14 protein-coding genes and 1 other RNA gene are annotated in these 15,772 nt (G+C 66.5%); 7 read left to right on the top strand and 8 right to left on the bottom strand.

The window, feature by feature from the left end; translation table 11 throughout:
* Window positions 1-11 precede the first annotated feature (11 nt).
* Complete coding sequence (locus BJP06_RS00130) at window positions 12-1,340, top strand: nitrate/nitrite transporter (protein ID WP_071572417.1); 1,329 nt, start codon at window positions 12-14, stop codon at window positions 1,338-1,340.
* Here BJP06_RS00130 and BJP06_RS00125 read toward each other — a convergent pair.
* From BJP06_RS00125 to glnA, 3 genes are read right to left on the bottom strand one after another with little or no spacing between them, the layout of a single operon-like run.
* Window positions 1,337-1,648: a hypothetical protein gene (locus BJP06_RS00125; RefSeq protein ID WP_070363461.1), complete on the bottom strand. Its 312-nt coding sequence runs from the start codon at window positions 1,646-1,648 to the stop codon at window positions 1,337-1,339. The two genes, BJP06_RS00130 and BJP06_RS00125, sit on opposite strands and share 4 nt — an antisense overlap.
* A gap of 15 nt (window positions 1,649-1,663) precedes the next feature.
* Entirely contained in the window at window positions 1,664-4,708 is a 3,045-nt protein-coding gene (locus BJP06_RS00120) for a bifunctional [glutamine synthetase] adenylyltransferase/[glutamine synthetase]-adenylyl-L-tyrosine phosphorylase (protein WP_071572415.1), read from the bottom strand.
* Between the two features lie 9 nt (window positions 4,709-4,717).
* On the bottom strand, window positions 4,718-6,052 hold the full coding sequence (gene glnA / locus BJP06_RS00115; RefSeq protein WP_070363460.1) for a type I glutamate--ammonia ligase: 1,335 nt from the start codon (window positions 6,050-6,052) through the stop codon (window positions 4,718-4,720).
* Window positions 6,053-6,158: 106 nt separating this feature from the next.
* Here glnA and BJP06_RS00110 point away from each other — a divergent pair, with 106 nt between their 5' ends.
* Entirely contained in the window at window positions 6,159-7,709 is a 1,551-nt protein-coding gene (locus BJP06_RS00110) for a CYTH and CHAD domain-containing protein (protein WP_071572413.1), read from the top strand.
* Between the two features lie 21 nt (window positions 7,710-7,730).
* On the opposite strand, the gene BJP06_RS00105 is transcribed toward BJP06_RS00110, so the two are convergent.
* Window positions 7,731-7,934, bottom strand: coding sequence for a hypothetical protein (locus BJP06_RS00105; RefSeq protein WP_071572411.1), 204 nt, complete (start codon window positions 7,932-7,934; stop codon window positions 7,731-7,733).
* A gap of 37 nt (window positions 7,935-7,971) precedes the next feature.
* Here BJP06_RS00105 and BJP06_RS00100 point away from each other — a divergent pair, with 37 nt between their 5' ends.
* The gene (locus BJP06_RS00100) at window positions 7,972-9,174 is read left to right on the top strand and encodes a hypothetical protein (RefSeq protein ID WP_071572409.1); all 1,203 of its coding nucleotides are present in this window, start codon (window positions 7,972-7,974) and stop codon (window positions 9,172-9,174) included.
* Here BJP06_RS00100 and rnpB read toward each other — a convergent pair.
* The 4 genes from rnpB to BJP06_RS00080 all read right to left on the bottom strand — a co-directional run bounded on the left by rnpB (window position 9,168) and on the right by BJP06_RS00080 (window position 12,339).
* Window positions 9,168-9,581: RNase P RNA component class A (gene rnpB / locus BJP06_RS00095), an RNA gene on the bottom strand. The genes BJP06_RS00100 and rnpB overlap by 7 nt on opposite strands.
* A 40-nt stretch (window positions 9,582-9,621) precedes the next feature.
* Complete coding sequence (locus BJP06_RS00090; protein ID WP_071572407.1) at window positions 9,622-10,788, bottom strand: bifunctional RNase H/acid phosphatase; 1,167 nt, start codon at window positions 10,786-10,788, stop codon at window positions 9,622-9,624.
* Between the two features lie 4 nt (window positions 10,789-10,792).
* The gene (locus BJP06_RS00085; protein ID WP_070975120.1) at window positions 10,793-11,476 is read right to left on the bottom strand and encodes a zinc ribbon domain-containing protein; all 684 of its coding nucleotides are present in this window, start codon (window positions 11,474-11,476) and stop codon (window positions 10,793-10,795) included.
* A 17-nt stretch (window positions 11,477-11,493) separates the two neighbouring features.
* Window positions 11,494-12,339 carry a Nif3-like dinuclear metal center hexameric protein gene (locus tag BJP06_RS00080; RefSeq protein ID WP_071572405.1) on the bottom strand — a complete coding sequence of 282 codons (846 nt, stop codon included), beginning with the start codon at window positions 12,337-12,339 and terminating at the stop codon, window positions 11,494-11,496.
* Window positions 12,340-12,374: 35 nt separating this feature from the next.
* Between BJP06_RS00080 and BJP06_RS00075 the strand changes: the two genes are divergently transcribed.
* From BJP06_RS00075 to BJP06_RS00060, 4 genes are read left to right on the top strand one after another with little or no spacing between them, the layout of a single operon-like run.
* Window positions 12,375-13,022: an HAD hydrolase-like protein gene (locus tag BJP06_RS00075; protein ID WP_255365759.1), complete on the top strand. Its 648-nt coding sequence runs from the start codon at window positions 12,375-12,377 to the stop codon at window positions 13,020-13,022.
* Window positions 13,012-13,476 (top strand): low molecular weight protein-tyrosine-phosphatase, encoded by a 465-nt coding sequence (locus BJP06_RS00070; RefSeq protein WP_071572402.1) that lies wholly within the window; start codon window positions 13,012-13,014, stop codon window positions 13,474-13,476. The genes BJP06_RS00075 and BJP06_RS00070 overlap by 11 nt, the downstream gene beginning before the upstream one ends.
* Window positions 13,477-13,514: 38 nt before the next feature.
* Window positions 13,515-14,432 carry an SURF1 family protein gene (locus BJP06_RS00065; protein ID WP_071572401.1) on the top strand — a complete coding sequence of 306 codons (918 nt, stop codon included), beginning with the start codon at window positions 13,515-13,517 and terminating at the stop codon, window positions 14,430-14,432.
* On the top strand, window positions 14,432-15,007 hold the full coding sequence (locus BJP06_RS00060; RefSeq protein ID WP_071572399.1) for a hypothetical protein: 576 nt from the start codon (window positions 14,432-14,434) through the stop codon (window positions 15,005-15,007). The genes BJP06_RS00065 and BJP06_RS00060 overlap by 1 nt, the downstream gene beginning before the upstream one ends.
* Window positions 15,008-15,772 lie beyond the last annotated feature (765 nt).

The raw sequence follows: 15,772 nt of genomic DNA, 5'->3' as shown, positions 1-15,772 counted from the left end.
CCTTGTACCGCATGCCCCATTCCAACTCCCCTGTCTCCCAGACCAACGATCCACAGCAGCGCGTCACCCGGCGCGCCCTTTTTGTGTGGTTCGGCGCAGTCGCGGTGTACGTAGTCGCCATCTTGGGCCGCACGTCCTTCGGCGTCGCGGGAGTTGAGGCGATCGACCGCTTTGGTATCGACGCCTCTCGCATCGCCGTGTTCACCGCAGTACAGGTTGGCGTGTACTCGTTGGCGCAGATCCCGACCGGGGTGCTCATCGATAGGCAGGGTCCGCGCTTCATGCTGATCGTCGGCGCGCTCGTGATGGCGGTGGGCCAGATCCTGCTCGGGTTTACGTCCTCCTACCCTGTCGCGCTTGCGGCGCGCGTACTGATCGGCGCGGGCGACGCCACGGCGTTCCTGGCAGTGATGCGTATCCTGCCGAGCTGGTTCCCGCCCCGCAAGACGCCGCTGTTTACGCAGCTGTCTACTGCGATTGGGCAGATGGGTCAGTTCCTGTCCGCGGTGCCGTTCTTGGCGCTGCTGCACGCGAAGGGCTGGCAGGTCGCGTTCGTCTCGCTCGGTGCGGTCGGGGTGCTCGTGGCGCTCGCCGCGGTGGTGGCGGTGGCGGACGCCCCCACGAAGCCCGGTGAAGCATCCCCCGCCAAGAGTGCAAAGGTGCCGCTTCGCACCACGCTCTCGACGGTGGTGCGCTCGCCGGTGTGCTGGGAGGCATTCTTCATCCACGGGTTCTCCATCTTCCCGATGATCACCTTCACCCTGCTGTGGGGTGTGCCGATGATGACGCTCGGCATGGGCCTGAACGAGCAGGAGGCCGGCACGGTGCTCATCGTGCTGACGGTGTGCATGATCGTCGCATCGCCGGTGCTCGGTGCGGTCTCTGCACGCCTGGGCGTGCGCCGTGACATGGCGGTCATCGTGCTGTGCTCGCTGACGCCGCTGATGTTTTTGTGGTTCTTTTCGACGTCCACTCCGCGCGGCTTCGGCGCGATCCTGGCGGTGGTGATCGTGATGGGCACGGTGGTGCCCGCGTCCAACTTCGGTTTCGATAACGTGCGCGAGCACGTGCCGCCCGCCATGGTGGCGACCGGCACCGGCCTGGCCAACATGGGCGGGTTCACATCCTCCATGGTGGCAGCCCAGGCGGTGGGGATTTTGCTGGACCACTCGGCAGATTCGGTGCAGTACACGTGGGAGGACTTCCAGTACGCCTGGATCGCGGTCTACGTGCTAGCAGTCCTGCTGATCGTGGGCCTGCTGGTGGCACGGGCGAAGGCGCAGCCGCAGATGCGCCGACTCAAGATCGTCGAGCAAGCGCCACCAACGAAGGCAAACTAGCGCCGCGGGGGTTCCTGGCGCCCGGTCAGGATGTCAACGACGGAGCGGATGGCGGCGTCGCCAAGCTGCGGCAGCGCCGAGGATCCGGGCGTGGAGACCGTGGTCGGCCCCTCGCCTTCGCGGGTGCGCTCGGGCACGCGCTGCTGGTGTGCATCCGTGGTGCCGGGCTCCACGGCGATGCTCAGCGTGGAATCTGCCAGTTCGAGTTCGGTGTCGGGGGTGACGCCGGCGACGCGGGCGGCGTCGACAAGCGCGACGAGGTCCGCGAACGTTGCATTATCAAGGTCAATTGAGATCTGTACAGCCATGGGCACCAGCATAAGTTATTCGAACTCGTGCGACGGCGCCTCGCCCCAGAACACCTCCTCCACCACGCGATATGCGCGGCGGGTGGTGCGCCGGTAGTCCTCCAGGAACTGCTGTTGGTGCTCCGGGCTGTAGCCCGCGGAGCCTGCGACGGGGCCGAGCTGTGTGCCCGGCGCGGGCAGCTGGTCGGTGCGCTTGCCGGTGACGAGCACGATGGCGTTGCGGGCCCTGGTGGCCATCAGCCAGGCCTCGCGCAGTTGGCGGGCCTGCTGCGGTTCAATCACTTGCGGTCGGTCGTCGTTTGGGTCGGCGAGGTAGTCGAGGGCCTCCAGCGTGGAGGTGGTGTGCAAGGCCGGGTGGGTGTGCGCGTGCATCATGGTGAGCAGCTGCACGGTCCACTCGACGTCGGCGAGCGCCCCGCGGCCCAGCTTGGTGTGGGTGGCGCGGTCCGCCCCGCGCGGCAGGCGCTCGTTATCCACGCGCGCCTTGATGCGGCGGACCTCCCTGATGTCGCGCTGGCTGGCACCCCCCGGCGGGTAGCGCACTGGGTCGATGACGCGGAGGAAGTCCGCGCCGAGGTCCCGGTCACCGGCGATGGTGACGGCGCGCAGCAGCGCCTGGCGCTCCCACACCTCGCCCCACTCGGTGTAGTAACGCTCGTAGGACTCCACCGTGCGCACCACCGCGCCAGAGCGCCCCTCGGGGCGCAGTCCGAGGTCGACCTCGAGGGGTGGGTCGGCGCTCGGCTTGGCCAGGCGCGCGCGCATCGCCTCAATGACCTTGGCGGCCCACACGGTTGCTTCGTGGTCGTTGTAGCCCTCGTTGGCTGCGGCAACCACCATCACGTCCGCGTCCGAGCCATAGCCGAGCTCCGCCCCGCCGAGTCTGCCCATCCCGATCACAGCGATGCGCGCCGGCGTTGGGCGCTCGGGGTCCTGGTGCTGGGCGCGCATCTCTGCGGCGAGCGCGGCGCGCAGAACGGCGTCCCACACGTAGGTGAGCTCCTCGCAGACCTGGCGCACCTCCATGAAGCCGAGCAGGTCGGCAGCGGCGATGCGCGCGAGCTCCGCCCGACGCAGCGAACGCGCCACCGACACCGCGCGGTCCGGGTCCTCGTAGCGCCCGGCGGCTGCGACGATCGCCTTCTCCACTTGGTCGGGCGCCGCCTCGATGAGGCGCGGACCCGAGGAGCCGTCGCCAAAGAGTTTGACCACCTCAGGGGCCGCGATGATCAGTTCGGAGGCGTACGGGCTGGTGCCCAGGATCTGCATGAGGCGCTGGCTGACCACGCCCTCGTCGCGCAGCATGCGCAAAAACCAGCTCTTATCCTCCGCCGCCTCCGAAAGCTTGCGGTAGTTCAACAGCCCCGCGTCCGGGTCCGCGGTGCCACCCAGCCAGTGCATGAGCGACGGCAGCAGGATCGCCTGCAGCTTCGCCCGGCGCGAGGTGCCCTTCACCAGCGCGGTGAGGTGGTCGTGGGCGCGCGCCGGGTGGCGGTAGCCGAGTGCGGCGAGCTGGGCTTTGACGGCGTCGGCGCTCAAGGTAGCCTCGCCGTAGCTCAGGTTCACCACCGCGCTAAGCAGCGGACGGTAGAAAATGCGTTCGTGCAGGTTGGCCACGGTGAACCGGACCTGCTTGAGGCGGGTGCGCAGCGCCTCGGTCGCGGTCGCGCGTGGGCCGGTGCGGAAGCCTGAGGTGCGCGCGAGCCACCGCAGCGCTTTCGCGTCGTCGGGTTTGGGCAGCTGGTGGGTGCGCTTGAAGCGGGTGAGCTGCAGTCGGTGCTCGAGCAGGCGGAGGAACTCGTAGGCGTCGATCAGCTTGGCGCCGTCCTCGCGGCCGATGTAGCCGCCGTCGGTAAGCACCTGGAGCGCGTCGACGGTGTTCTTCACCCGAATGCTTGGGTCGATGCGCCCGTGCACGAGTTGGAGCAGCTGGACGGCGAATTCGACGTCGCGAAGCCCGCCGCTGCCCAGCTTGAGTTCGCGCTCGCGCAGGTCTTTCGGCACGTGCTCGAGCACGCGCCTGCGCATCGCCTGGACGTCCTCGACGAAGCTTGTGCGTTGCGACGCCTCCCAGACCAGCGGGCGCAACGCCGCGATGTAGCGCTGCCCCAGCTCGGCGCTGCCTGTCATCGGGCGCGCCTTGAGCAGCGCCTGGAACTCCCAGGTCTGCGCCCACCGTTTGTAGTAGGCCAGGTGGCTGTCGACGGTGCGCACGAGCGCGCCGGACTTGCCCTCGGGGCGGAGGTTGGTGTCGACCTCGAAGAAGCACGCGGTGCCAAGCTGCATCACGGTGCTGGCGGTCTTGGTTGCCGGGGCTGTGGCTGGTTCGGCGACGAAGATGACGTCGACGTCAGAGATGTAGTTCAGCTCGCGGGCGCCGCACTTGCCCATCGCCATGATCGCGAGGCGGGAGTCGGGGTCGTCGTCGCCGTAGGTTTCGCGGATGGCGACGGCCAGCGCTGCGGTCAGAGCGGCGTCGGCGAGCGTTGTGACGTACTCGGTGACGTCGCGGTAGCCCACCTCACCTGCGAGGTCGGAGGCGGCGATGCGCATCATGAGGGTGAGGTAGTGCTCGCGAAGCGGTGTGGTGGCGCTGGCGTGACGCGACCACTCCTGCCCCGCCCGGTAGGTGCCGGGGGTGGTCAGGTCCTCGCTTGCTGTGTCGCCCTCGAGGCCCGCGGGTGCGGCATCGACGGCCGCGAGCATCGTGCGGAAGAGCTCCTCGCTGCCTGGGAGCGGCTCGAGCAGGCTGCACCAGCGCTGCGGGTGCGCCACCAGGTGGTCGGACAGCGCCGTGGAGCCGCCGAGCAGCGCGAACAGCCGGGTGCGGAACTGGCCGTCGGCCGCCAGGTGGGACTGCACGTCCTGCCAGGATGGGGCGTCGTCAAGCGCGCTGAAGAGACGGTAGAGCGTGTTGAGCGCCAGGTCTGGATCGCCGGCGTCGGCAAGCGCTGCGAGCACCTTCGCATCCGTGATGCCGAGTGTGGTTAAGTCCTCGGCGGCGCGGGGGCTGGTCAGCCCGAGCTTCGCAGGGTTCGGCAAGGGTGCATCTGCAGACATGGTGTTTCCTTAAAGGTCGATGCCGCTTTCGATCTCCCACGGGGTGATCTGGGAGGTGTAGGCGTGGTACTCGTCCCACTTCGAACGCAGGAAGAACTCGAAGACCTGCTCCCCGAGCACTTCCGCCATAAACTCGGAGCGCTCCAGGTGGCGCAGCGCCTGGTCGAGCGAGTTCGGCAGGTCGCGGTACCCCATCGCGCGGCGCTCCCGGCGAGTCAGCGCGAATACGTCGTCGCGGCTTGGCTCGTCGAGCTCATACTCGCCCTCGATGCCGCGCAAGCCCGCTGCCAGCACCGCCGCGTACGCAAGGTAAGGGTTGCAGGCGGAGTCCAACGAGCGGACCTCGATGCGGCGCGAGTCCGCCTTGTGCAGGCGGTAGGTGGGCACGCGCACCATCGCGGAGCGGTTGGAAACGCCCCACGTCGCCGCGGTCGGCGCCTCCGAGCCGAACTGGAGGCGCTTGTACGAGTTGACCCACTGATTGGTCACCGCGGAGATCTCGTTGGCGTGCTCGATGATGCCCGCGATGAACTGGCGGCCCGTCTTGGACAGCGAAATCTCATCGTCCGGGTCGTGGAAGGCGTTGGTCTCCCCCTCCCACAGCGAGAAGTGGGTGTGCATCGCGGAACCATCCATGTCCGCGAACGGCTTTGGCATGAACGTGGCGTGCACGCCGTTGGCCTCTGCGACAGTCTTCACAATGTAGCGGAAGGTGACCACGTTATCGGCCATGGTCAGCGCGTCGGTGTGCCGCAGGTCGATCTCCTGCTGGCCGGCGCTGGCCTCGTGGTGGGAAAACTCGGTGACAATGCCCATGTACTCCAACGCGGCGATCGCCTGGCGGCGCAACTTCGGCGCCTCGTTGCGCTTCGCCTGGTCGAAGTAGCCGCCCTTGTCCGCCGGCACCGGGTCCTCCCCAGGCATGTTCTGCTTGAGCACGTAGTACTCGATCTCGGGGCTGGCGTTGAACTCGAAGCCTAGCTCGCGCGCGTGCGTCATCTGGCGGCGCAGTACCTGGCGCGGGTCGGCGTAGAGCGGGTCGCCGTCCGGCATGGTGATGTCGCAGAACATGCGGGCGGTCTGCAGGCCGGTGCCTTCGTCGAACGGTAGCGGCTGGAAGGTGGAGGGGTCCGGGCGCAACAAGGTGTCGGACTCGGAGATGCGGGAGAAGCCCTCGATGGAGGAGCCGTCGAAGCCCACGCCCTCGTCGAAGGCGGCCTCAAGTTCGGCGGGGCTCATCATGACGGTTTTCAGGGATCCGAAAATGTCAGTGAACCACAGGCGGATGAACGCGATGTCGCGCTGTTCAACCATGCGAAGTACGTTTTCCTGTTGCGTGTCCATAGTGTTGTACCCTACTGCGCCTGCGCTCATGCCGCCGCGAAAGTGGGCGAACGCGTTAGACTTTGCGGTGACCGCACATGCTTCGTGTTGAAAGTAGGGCTTCGCCGTGGCTGCACCACATGAGTACATAGAAATTGAGATCAAGTTAGCTGTCGACGACTCCACCGCCGTCCCCGACATGCGGCAGCTGCCGGGGGTGTCCGCGCTCGCGAGCACGAGCCACCAGCAGCTCTCCGCAATCTACTACGACACGGCTGACCTGCGCCTGACGCGCGAGAAGATCACGCTGCGCCGCCGCACGGGAGGCCCGGACGACGGCTGGCACATGAAGATTCCAGCAGGTCAAGGCCGCACCGAGCTACGCTGCCCACTGCAGGACCCGCACACGGTCCCGCAGGAGCTTGTCGACGCCGTCCGCGCCATCGTGCGCCGCCACCCGCTGCAGCCCATTGCCCAGGTGGACAACCACCGCGTGGAAACCATCCTCGCCGACGAGGAAGGCCAGCCCGTCGCCGAGTTTTGCGACGACCACGTCTCCGCCCGCTCCCTGCTACCAGGGGGTTCGCACACCACTTGGCGCGAGTGGGAACTCGAACTCACGGAGCAGGTCGCGGGTACCAACGCAGGTGCGTCCCTGCTGCGCCAGGCGGAGCGCTACCTGCTCTCCTCCGGCGCTCGCCCGTCCTCCTCGCCGTCGAAGCTGACGTCCGCACTCGGGGACTCGTTGGCGAAAGCTCCGCTGCCTCCGCACCTCACCGAGGCGCACCTGCCTGCGGATTCCCCGCTGCATTCCCTGTTAACTTCCGTACGCACGCTTCGCGACACCATCGTCCACGGCGACCGCGCCGTACGCGCCGACCAGTGGGACTCGGTGCACCAGCAGCGGGTGGCAATCCGAGAGCTGCGCTCCATCCTGCGCACCTTCGACGGGCTCGTGCAGGGCGATGCGTTTTCGAACATCGAGAAGGAACTCAAGCACGTCGCGGGCGTGCTCGGGGTGGCGCGAGACGCTGAAGTGGTGCACGCCCGGTGGTTGCAGCTGCTCGACACCGACGATTCCGGCTGCATGGATGATGCTGCCGCAGCCCACCTGCGCGAGGATATGCACAGCGTGTACAAGCTCGCGCACCGCAACATCGTCAACATGTGCAACAGTGACGCCTACCTCAACCTTCTCGACGCCATCGATGAACTCATAGCGAACCCTCCCCAGGTGCGCGAGGGCATCAAGGACAACGACGAGGCCCTGGCCCGCCACGTGCGCAAGGCATATAAGAAGCTGATGAAGCGCCACGCCAAGGTCGACGACCGCTACCACGACACGTCACTGCCGCGCGCGAAGCGCGAGGCCTACGTACACGACGTGCGCAAGGCCGCCAAGCGGCTGCGCTACGCAGCGGCCGCCACCGGCGACCCGAAGTTCAAGCGCCTTATCAAGGCCTGCAAGCGCCTGCAATCGATGCTGGGGGATTTCCAGGACTGCGCGACCTCGCGCGAGGAGCTGCTGGTGCTTGCGAAGCTGGCGCGCCAGCGCGACGAGGACGTGTTCGCCTACGGCATGTGCTTCCAGCGCGAACTCCGCGACGGTGAAAAGGCACTGCGCGGCTACTTCGGCGCGATCCGCGAAGTAAAGAAGGCGGCACAGAAAGCCCTGTAAGTCCTGTTCGTGCAGTAGGGGCTACTTCTCCCAGGAAGGTGGGGTGCCCCAGTTGTCCTCGGCGGAGTCTTCGGCGTCCGCCTGCTGGTTACGCGCGGCCGCGATGCGCAGCGCATCCTCAGCTTCCTCGCGTGTCTTGTAGGGGCCCATGCGGTTTTCCCAGGACTGTTCTTTGCCCTCGGTGATCTCGCCGGTGGTCGGGTTGTAGTAGAAGTTTCCGTTCATGGCGCCCACCTTAGCGCCGCGGGTATGGTTGTGCCCTATGAATGTCCAACAGGAGATGCGTGCTGCGCATGCCCACCACGCTGGCTGCGCCCCCGACCATGTGGCGTCCGCGCCGGCAACCGTGGTGGTGGCTGGTGATGGCGTCGATAGTTATGGCGGGGCGAGCATCATCGGGCTTGGCCCACAGCGGGTGTGTGCCGCGGTGAGCCGCAGGTCGGACGATGTCATTTCGCTCCAGTTCACGCGTGCCGACGGCCAGGTCCTCGCCGCGACCACCACCCTGGCGGCGCTCAACGCGCCCACCGCGGGCACCGAGGAAGCGCAGCTCGCGCACCGGATTACCGGGCTGATCCATACGCTGATCCACCGCCAGGTGCTTTCCCGCGAAACCACGGGAATGGACATCTCAGTGGTCTCGCACGTCCCGCACGGTGTTGGCCTCGGCGAGATTGCCGCCGCAGAGGCTGCTATCACGTTGGCATGCGCCGGCGCCCACGACGATATCGACGCCCCTCCCCTGCGCACGAAGCTTGCGGAGGTCTGCGCACAGTCCGCCACCGCGTACGCCACGTCCAGCCCGCTGAAGGCGCGCTACACCGCGGCTCTTCGCGGCCACGGCACCACACTGAACCTTGTGGAGCAGGCGGACGGCTCGGTCACGCAGATCACCCACCCCGAGCGCCTTGGCCTGCGGATGTTCGTGGTGGCCAAGGAGCAGGCTGCGCAGCCGGACGCGTTCGCGGAGTCGATGCGGCGGCGCCAGGAGTTCATCGAGACGGCAGCTGCAAACTTCGGCGTGGCCTCACTGCGCCAACTACCTGACGCGACCGCGCGCGTGGTCCAGTGGGTGGAGGCCCGCCACACTGTTGGCGATAGTTCCGCGCCGGATCCGCAGCGCGCACGCGCGGTGCTGCAGCGCTGTGAGGACGAAACGGCACGCGCACTGGGTGCGGCGCAGGCGTTGCGCTCGCAGCAGATCGATGCGCTGGTCAACGCGCTGCACCCCCACGCGGGTGACGCCGCCGATGAGGCCCTGGCAACCCCGGCGCTGCTGAGCCAGCTCGCGTGCGAGTGCGGAGCGAGCGTCGCAAGGCCAGCCGCACCTGGGGTCTCCCAGTCGGTGCTGGCGCTGGTGCCGACGTCGAAAGCCGAAAACTTTGCCTCCCGAATGAAGGAGAACCTGCTGGTCATCCCGATCACGACGGGTGAGGTTGGCAGGGTTGAAACAGAAGGCGAATGAGCCAGCCTATAAGCCGGATTCTGTACCCACGTCCGTAGGCGCGGGCGGCAACCATCCATCTGTGCGTCCCATCGCTGGGCGCATCAAGCAGCTACCTTCGGACTGGGCGGGCAGCCTCATCACGTCCGACGACCCCAGCCTTGCGGCTGCGGTTCTTGCCTTGCTCCCGGTGGGGTTTACCTGGCCACGCACATCACTGTGCATGCCGGTGCGCTCTTACCGCACCCTTTCACCCTTACCCACCCAGTTGCCTGGGTTGGCGGTGTACTTTCTGTTGCACTTGCCCGCGGATCGCTCCGGGTTGCTGTTAGCAACCACCGTGCCCTGTGGAGTCCGGACTTTCCTCGGTCCCCGCCAGCCACAACGCGTGTGGTGGTTCGGGGCGACGCGGTCGCCCGGCCGGCTCATTCGCACTGTGCCACTCTACAACACAGCAGCCGGTGTGCTTTATTTTCGGTGGTGGGCGACGTCGTTGACGCAGCGCACCACGCCCATCTCCCCGTAGAACTCCACCACAGAAATCGACGCCAAGTCCAGAAACAGGTGCTTGAACACTTCAGCGCTCACGTTCAGCCCCTGACGGATCACCGACTTGATCGGCGTGGTGTGCGCCACCAAGAGGATGGTTTTGCCTTCGTAGCGTTCCTGGACGCGCAGCCGGGCACGCGTGACGCGGCGGTGCAGCGATGCCAGCGACTCCCCGTTCGGCGGCGCGGTGGCGGCGGAGGCCTGCCACGCCTCGAACTCCTCGGGGTAGCGCTGCTGCGCGTCCTGCCTGCTGAGCGCCTCAAAGTCGCCGAAGTCCACCTCGCGGAAGCCCTCCTCGGTGACGATGTCCTCGTGCGCAATCCCGAGCGCGTCCGCGCAGGCCTGCGCGGTTTGCTGGGCACGCGCCTGCGGTGAGGCAACGATCACGTCGATGTGCCCCATCTCGGCGAGCGCGTCCGCGGCCCGGCGCGCCTGCGCCTGCCCGATTTCGGTGAGTGGCGGGTTGGCTTGCCCGCTGTAGACGCGGCGGGCGGAGTGTTCGGTTTGGCCGTGGCGCAGCAGCACGAAGCGGGTGCGTGGGGCGTCGGTGCCGGACCAGTGGCCGGGGCTGGCAGTCTCGTGAGGCTGCGCCTCTTTTGGCGCTGCCGGGGCAGCCTGCTTCGGTGCTTGCGCAAGTGCCTCGTGTGCAGGCGCCTCGTGCGCAATGAGGCCCTTTTTGCCCTTCGCGGCGGCGTCCATGGCTACGTTGGACAGCTCGTCCGCCTTCTTGTTCTTGGCGCGGGGCACCCACGTATACGTCACCTTGGTGCACGTGCGCGCAAGCTGCTTCGCCTCCAGCGCGAGCTGCTGCATGTCGGGGTGCTTGATCTTCCAGCGCCCGTTCATCTGCTCGACCACGAGCTTGGAGTCCATGGACACCGCGACTTCGTCGGCGCCGGCGTCGATGGCGGCCTTCAGCCCCTCGATGAGCCCGTGGTATTCGGCCACGTTGTTCGTGGACTTCTTGCCCACAGCGTAGACCACTTCCGCCAGCGTCTCCCCGTCCGGGCCGTAGACGACGGCACCGCTTCCGGCGACGCCGGGGTTGCCGCGGGAGCCGCCGTCGCAAAACATGGCTACCTTCATGCGCCTACTCCTGTACCTGGGTGCGTACCAGCAGTGTGCCGCAGTTCGGGCACATTGGGACCTCGTCGGCCGGGGTGGCGTTGACCTGGTTGCGCTCGGTGGCGGGCAGGGCGATGAAGCAGCCGTTGCAGGTGCGGCCGTTGAACGCGGCGGCGCCGATTTCGTCGTAGGCCTCGAGGACGTCCGCGGGCAGCTGGCTGCGCAGTGCTTCGGTGTCCACGCGCTCGCGTGCCGGGAGAGCGTCCACGGCGCGCTGCGCGGCTTCGACCTTACGCTCGAGCCCGTCCAGGCGAGCCCCATGGTTGTCGCGGTTGTTGCGCAGCGCCGCGATCTCGTTGTGGGCCTCCTTCAGCTCATACTGCAAATCCGCGATGCGCGACTTCGTGGTGTAACGATCGTGTTGCAGGTCCTTGCGGCGCTCCTCGTCTGTCTCCGCGCCGAGCATGCGCTTGTTGTCCAGGTCGCGGCGCTTGAGCTTGCGCTCGTCTTCCTGGATGCGCAGGATCTCCAGCTCCATATCGTCGACAGCGAGCTGCGCCGCAGACGCCGCACCGCGCATGCGCTCGAGCTCCGCGGTGAGGCGCTGCAGCTCCTTTTCCTCCTCGCTCGTGGCCTCGGGGTGGGCGGCCTGGCGGTCAGCCTTGGCAAGATTCAGTAGTACCTGCTGGAGTTCTACGGCAAGTTTCACGGGGAAGCACTGCTCCTTTACTTGGCTTGATTCGGGTGGGCGGAAACGGTCCACGGGTCCGTGCGCACCGGGATGATGCACGTTTCCACGCCTAGCGGGTTCACGATACCCTCTGCCTGCTGCGTCCACGGAAATTCACTCGCCCAGTGCGCAGTATCGATCACGGCGGGCCCGCCTGCGCGCAGGTGCTCGTCGACTGGGTGGTGGCGCAGGTCCGAGGTGACATAAACATCGACACCGAGCGCCCTGGCGTCGTCGAGGAAGCTGTCGCCCGAGCCGGAGGAGACGGCGACGGTGCGCACCATCTGCTCCGGGTCGCCTGCGGCGCGCACGCCCCACACGGTCTCTGGCAGGGCGTCGGCCACGCGCTGGGTGAACTCGCGCAGGGTCATCGGCTCAGGCAGGGTGCCCACTCGCCCAAGGCCGGTGGCTCGCTCGAGCGCCCCCGGCGTATCGACGTCCACATCCCCCACCGGGCGAATCGGCCTGCCGGGCCGAATCCCGACCAGCTCCGCCAACTTGTCATTGACCCCCGGGCGCGCCGAGTCCGCGTTCGTATGCGCCGCGAACAACGCGCAGCCGCCGCGGATCAGCGTATGCACGACCTTGCCCTTCGGCGTGTTCGCCGCAACCGAGTGCACCCCGCGCAGCAGCAGCGGGTGGTGGACGACCAGCATGTCCGCGCCTTCCTCCAGCGCGCGCTCCACCACGCTCATCGTGCAGTCCAGGGCAAACGCCACCTTGCGCACAGGCTCGTCCGGGTCGCCGCAAATCAAGCCGACCTGGTCCCAGCTTTCGGCGAGTTCGGGCGGGTAGGCGGCCTCGAGTGCCGCAACAATGTCTCCTACAGTCTTCGTCGTCATGGCAACTAGCCTACAAACCTGGAATGCTGGTGGGCGTGACACTCCAAACAAACCGCCCGACCGTGCTCTTTGACGTCGACGGCACCATCCTCGACTCCTTCCCAGGAATCCGTGAAGGCTTCCTGCGGGGGCTCGCCGCCATCGACGTCGCCCCGCCTGACGAAGCGTTCATCGCCAAGATCCCGGGGCCGCCCATGCGCGAGTCCTACGAGAAGGCCGGGTGCACACCCGCGCAAGTCGACGCCGCGATGCAGGTCTACTCCGACTTCATGAGCACCGACGGGTGGCAGCAGTTCACCATCTTCGACGGCATGGCCGAACTGATCGCCCAGCTTGACCGGGATGGGTTCCGGGTGGGCACGGCGACGTCCAAAAGCGAAACCTTCGCCACCCTTGCGCTGCAGCGCGCGGGCATCTGGCCGCACCTGGACTTCCTCGGCGCCGCCGACCACGAGCACGGCCGCAGCACCAAGATCGCGGTGTTGGAGTACGTCCACGACACTTTCGCGCCGAAGCGCCCCATCATGGTCGGCGACCGCACCCACGACTTCACAGGTGCCGCCCACTTCGACATCCCGTCCGTCGCTGTGACCTGGGGCTACGGCGACGCCGCGGAGTGGGCACAGGCCACCCACACCGCGCAAACCGCAACCGAGCTCAAGGAGATCCTCTATGCATATTGATTTCGTGTGCACCGGCAACATCTGCCGCTCGCCCATGGCGGAAGTCATCATCGCCGCCAAACTTGCCGACGCCGGCCTCGCCAACAACGTCCGCGTCACCTCCTCCGGCATCGGCGGCTGGCACGTCGGCGGCCCCGCCGACCCGCGCGCCGTCGCCGAACTCGCCAACCACGGCTACGACGGCACCCGCCACCGCGCCCAACAGTTCGGCGCCAACCAAATCGACGCCGACCTCATCGTCGCCCTCGACACCAACCACGTCTCCGAACTCATCGCCCGCGGCGTCCCCGAATCCCGCATCCGTCTCCTGCGCTCCTTCGACCCAGCCGCCCCCGAAGGCGCCGGCGTCGAAGACCCCTACTACGGCGGCGCCGACGGCTTCCAAACCACACGCGAACAAATCGAAGCCGCCGCCCCAGGTATTATCAGCTGGGTCAAAGCGCAGCTAGACTAGCCGGAGAAAGTACGGGATCTGTGAAAGCGGGAGCAACAATGCAACCTGAAACAGGTGCACAACCATGGTGGAAAACGTTTCTGACCCCCGGGTGGGTCATCGTCGCCATCCTGATCGTGCTGTTCTCCTACTTCGCGTTCACCCTGCTGGCGCCCTGGCAGCTCAACAAGAACGAAGCGCTCGTCGAGCGCAACGACCACATCAAGACCGCATTCGAGCATGACCCGATGCCGATCGGAGAGGTCGTCGACAAGCAGGGAGCCCTCGCCCCCGGCGCCGAGTGGACCCGCATCACCGCAACCGGCACCTACGAGCAAGGCAGCGATGTGCTGCTGCGCCTGCGCCCAATCGACCGCACCCCCTCCTTCCAAGTATTGACCCCATTCCACCTGGACAATGGGCAAAGCGTGCTGGTCAACCGCGGATGGGTCCCCGCCATCGGCTCCACCCAAGTCCCCGGCATCGACGCCCCACCTACCGGCGAACAAACCATCTCCGGCATGATGCGCGTCGACGAAGGCATACACCCCTCCGCACCCCTCAATGACCAGGGCTACACCATGGTCTACTCCATCAGCCCAGGCCAAGTTGGCGAACTCACCGGCGCCACTCTGGCCAGCCCCTACGTCCAACTCCTGAGCGACTCCCCCGGCGTCCTCACCGCCATCCCGCTGCCCATGCTCGAGACCGGCAACCACCTCTCCTACGGACTGCAGTGGATCGCCTTCGGCATCATGGCGCCCGCCGGCCTCATCTATTTCATCTGGGCCGAAACCCGCGAACGCCGCCGCTTCAAAGAAGAACAAGCCGAGCTTCTCGACGCCCCCTCCGAACCAGCCGCCCCAGTTTCTCCTGCCCCCGCTGCTCCCGTTGCTCCCGCTCAGGCGCGGTCCCGCTACGGCACCCAACGGCGCAACCCCTGGGCCAAATCATACGAAAAGGAAGAAGAACGCTAATGCCCCACCAGCTCACCCAACGCGACGTCAAACATCTCGCCCGCTGCCTCACGCTGCTCGGTGACGCCAACATCCACCTCGACGCCGCCGCCGAACCCGCCGACATCGAAGACGCCATCCTCGACGACCTCGACGCCTTCCGCGAAGCCCCCATGACCACGCTGCTCGGCCTGCGCGGGCCCCACAACGCCCCGCTCATCGACTCCGTCGTCCACAGCGTCCCCCAAACCGACAACGCCTTCGTCCACCTCCTCGACTACATCGCCCTCGCCGCCAAAGCCCTGCGCGCCGAGCTGCGCGAAGTCGCCGTCTTCCCCGACCCCGACAACATCGAAACCGGCTCCCTGCGCCTGCGCGTCGGCGAGTGGGATGTCACCGACATCGACATCCCGGCCGATTCTGCTGGCATCGCTGATGCCGAACTTGCCATCATCGGCGCCCTCATGCCCCTCGACGCCGAAGCCGTCACCTTCCAAGCCCCGCAAGGAGTCGGCGTCGTCCTCGCCGACGTCGTCCCCGGCACGCCGCAGGCCAGCATGCAGGCCATCTTCACCGCCATCGAGGCGGAGCTGTAGGGTTTCTGCGCCCACTGGGTGTTCGCTGGATGTTCGCTGGGCACCACATTTCCGGGCGGTACGTTCGCGACCTGGGGAAATGCACGACTTCCGAGCCGAAATGCCGGGATTTGGTGTGCAATCCCTCCACCAACCGAAAAAGTTCCCACGTCCGGGAACTATTTTGCATTTTAGGCCGGTTCCGGTCGACCACCGGTTCCGTTTCGCCAGGTCGCGACGAATGCCCATAAAGATCGTTCCCGGTTTCACAGATCTTCGGGGAACTTTCCTGAGGTACCAGTCAGTTTCCATTCCGGTCGAGGTGTTAGAAGCGTGCGATGCAGGTCGCGCTTTCCCAACCAGCCTGGCCGATTTTCACCGACCAGCATCGCACTCCTCGAATCCCACGCTTTTAACCCAGCACCAGAAACCTAAGGAAGCTGCCTGTACGTTAGCTGTGCACCACAATCCGGCACGATCTCGCCACAACCTGGGCAAACGCAACCAAGGCAATCAGAAAACCGGGAATTTGGTGCGCGTCCCGTCGCGAAGCCGTTTTCTGGACGCCCGCTGTGCACCACAATCCAGCGCAGGACAACACCGACCTGGGGAAACGCAAGCCCTCCAAACGAAAAACCTCGAATTTGGTGCGCCAGTCCGGCTTAAGGGACATTTTGTGTGTGTAAATCTATCCGGTTTCCCGGGATGACCTCGGCCAGCAACCAGATATGGTTTTCAAAACAGTTCCATTCGCCCGTTTCGAGAAATCAACACCGAATACCACCA

Source organism: Corynebacterium sp. NML120713, from assembly GCF_001875735.1.
Lineage (GTDB): Bacteria > Actinomycetota > Actinomycetes > Mycobacteriales > Mycobacteriaceae > Corynebacterium > Corynebacterium pseudogenitalium.
This window is presented reverse-complemented; position numbering and strand designations above follow the sequence as displayed.

What these genes read in the sequence shown, in the direction of transcription:
- BJP06_RS00130 (WP_071572417.1), top strand. Translation starts at nt 12, where the DNA reads ATGCCCCATTCCAACTCCCCTGTCTCCCAGACCAACGATCCACAGCAG.
- BJP06_RS00125 (WP_070363461.1), bottom strand. Translation starts at nt 1,648, where the DNA reads ATGGCTGTACAGATCTCAATTGACCTTGATAATGCAACGTTCGCGGAC.
- BJP06_RS00120 (WP_071572415.1), bottom strand. Translation starts at nt 4,708, where the DNA reads ATGTCTGCAGATGCACCCTTGCCGAACCCTGCGAAGCTCGGGCTGACC.
- glnA (WP_070363460.1), bottom strand. Translation starts at nt 6,052, where the DNA reads ATGGACACGCAACAGGAAAACGTACTTCGCATGGTTGAACAGCGCGAC.
- BJP06_RS00105 (WP_071572411.1), bottom strand. Translation starts at nt 7,934, where the DNA reads ATGAACGGAAACTTCTACTACAACCCGACCACCGGCGAGATCACCGAG.
- BJP06_RS00100 (WP_071572409.1), top strand. Translation starts at nt 7,972, where the DNA reads ATGAATGTCCAACAGGAGATGCGTGCTGCGCATGCCCACCACGCTGGC.
- BJP06_RS00090 (WP_071572407.1), bottom strand. Translation starts at nt 10,788, where the DNA reads ATGAAGGTAGCCATGTTTTGCGACGGCGGCTCCCGCGGCAACCCCGGC.
- BJP06_RS00080 (WP_071572405.1), bottom strand. Translation starts at nt 12,339, where the DNA reads ATGACGACGAAGACTGTAGGAGACATTGTTGCGGCACTCGAGGCCGCC.
- BJP06_RS00070 (WP_071572402.1), top strand. Translation starts at nt 13,012, where the DNA reads ATGCATATTGATTTCGTGTGCACCGGCAACATCTGCCGCTCGCCCATG.
- BJP06_RS00065 (WP_071572401.1), top strand. Translation starts at nt 13,515, where the DNA reads ATGCAACCTGAAACAGGTGCACAACCATGGTGGAAAACGTTTCTGACC.
- BJP06_RS00060 (WP_071572399.1), top strand. Translation starts at nt 14,432, where the DNA reads ATGCCCCACCAGCTCACCCAACGCGACGTCAAACATCTCGCCCGCTGC.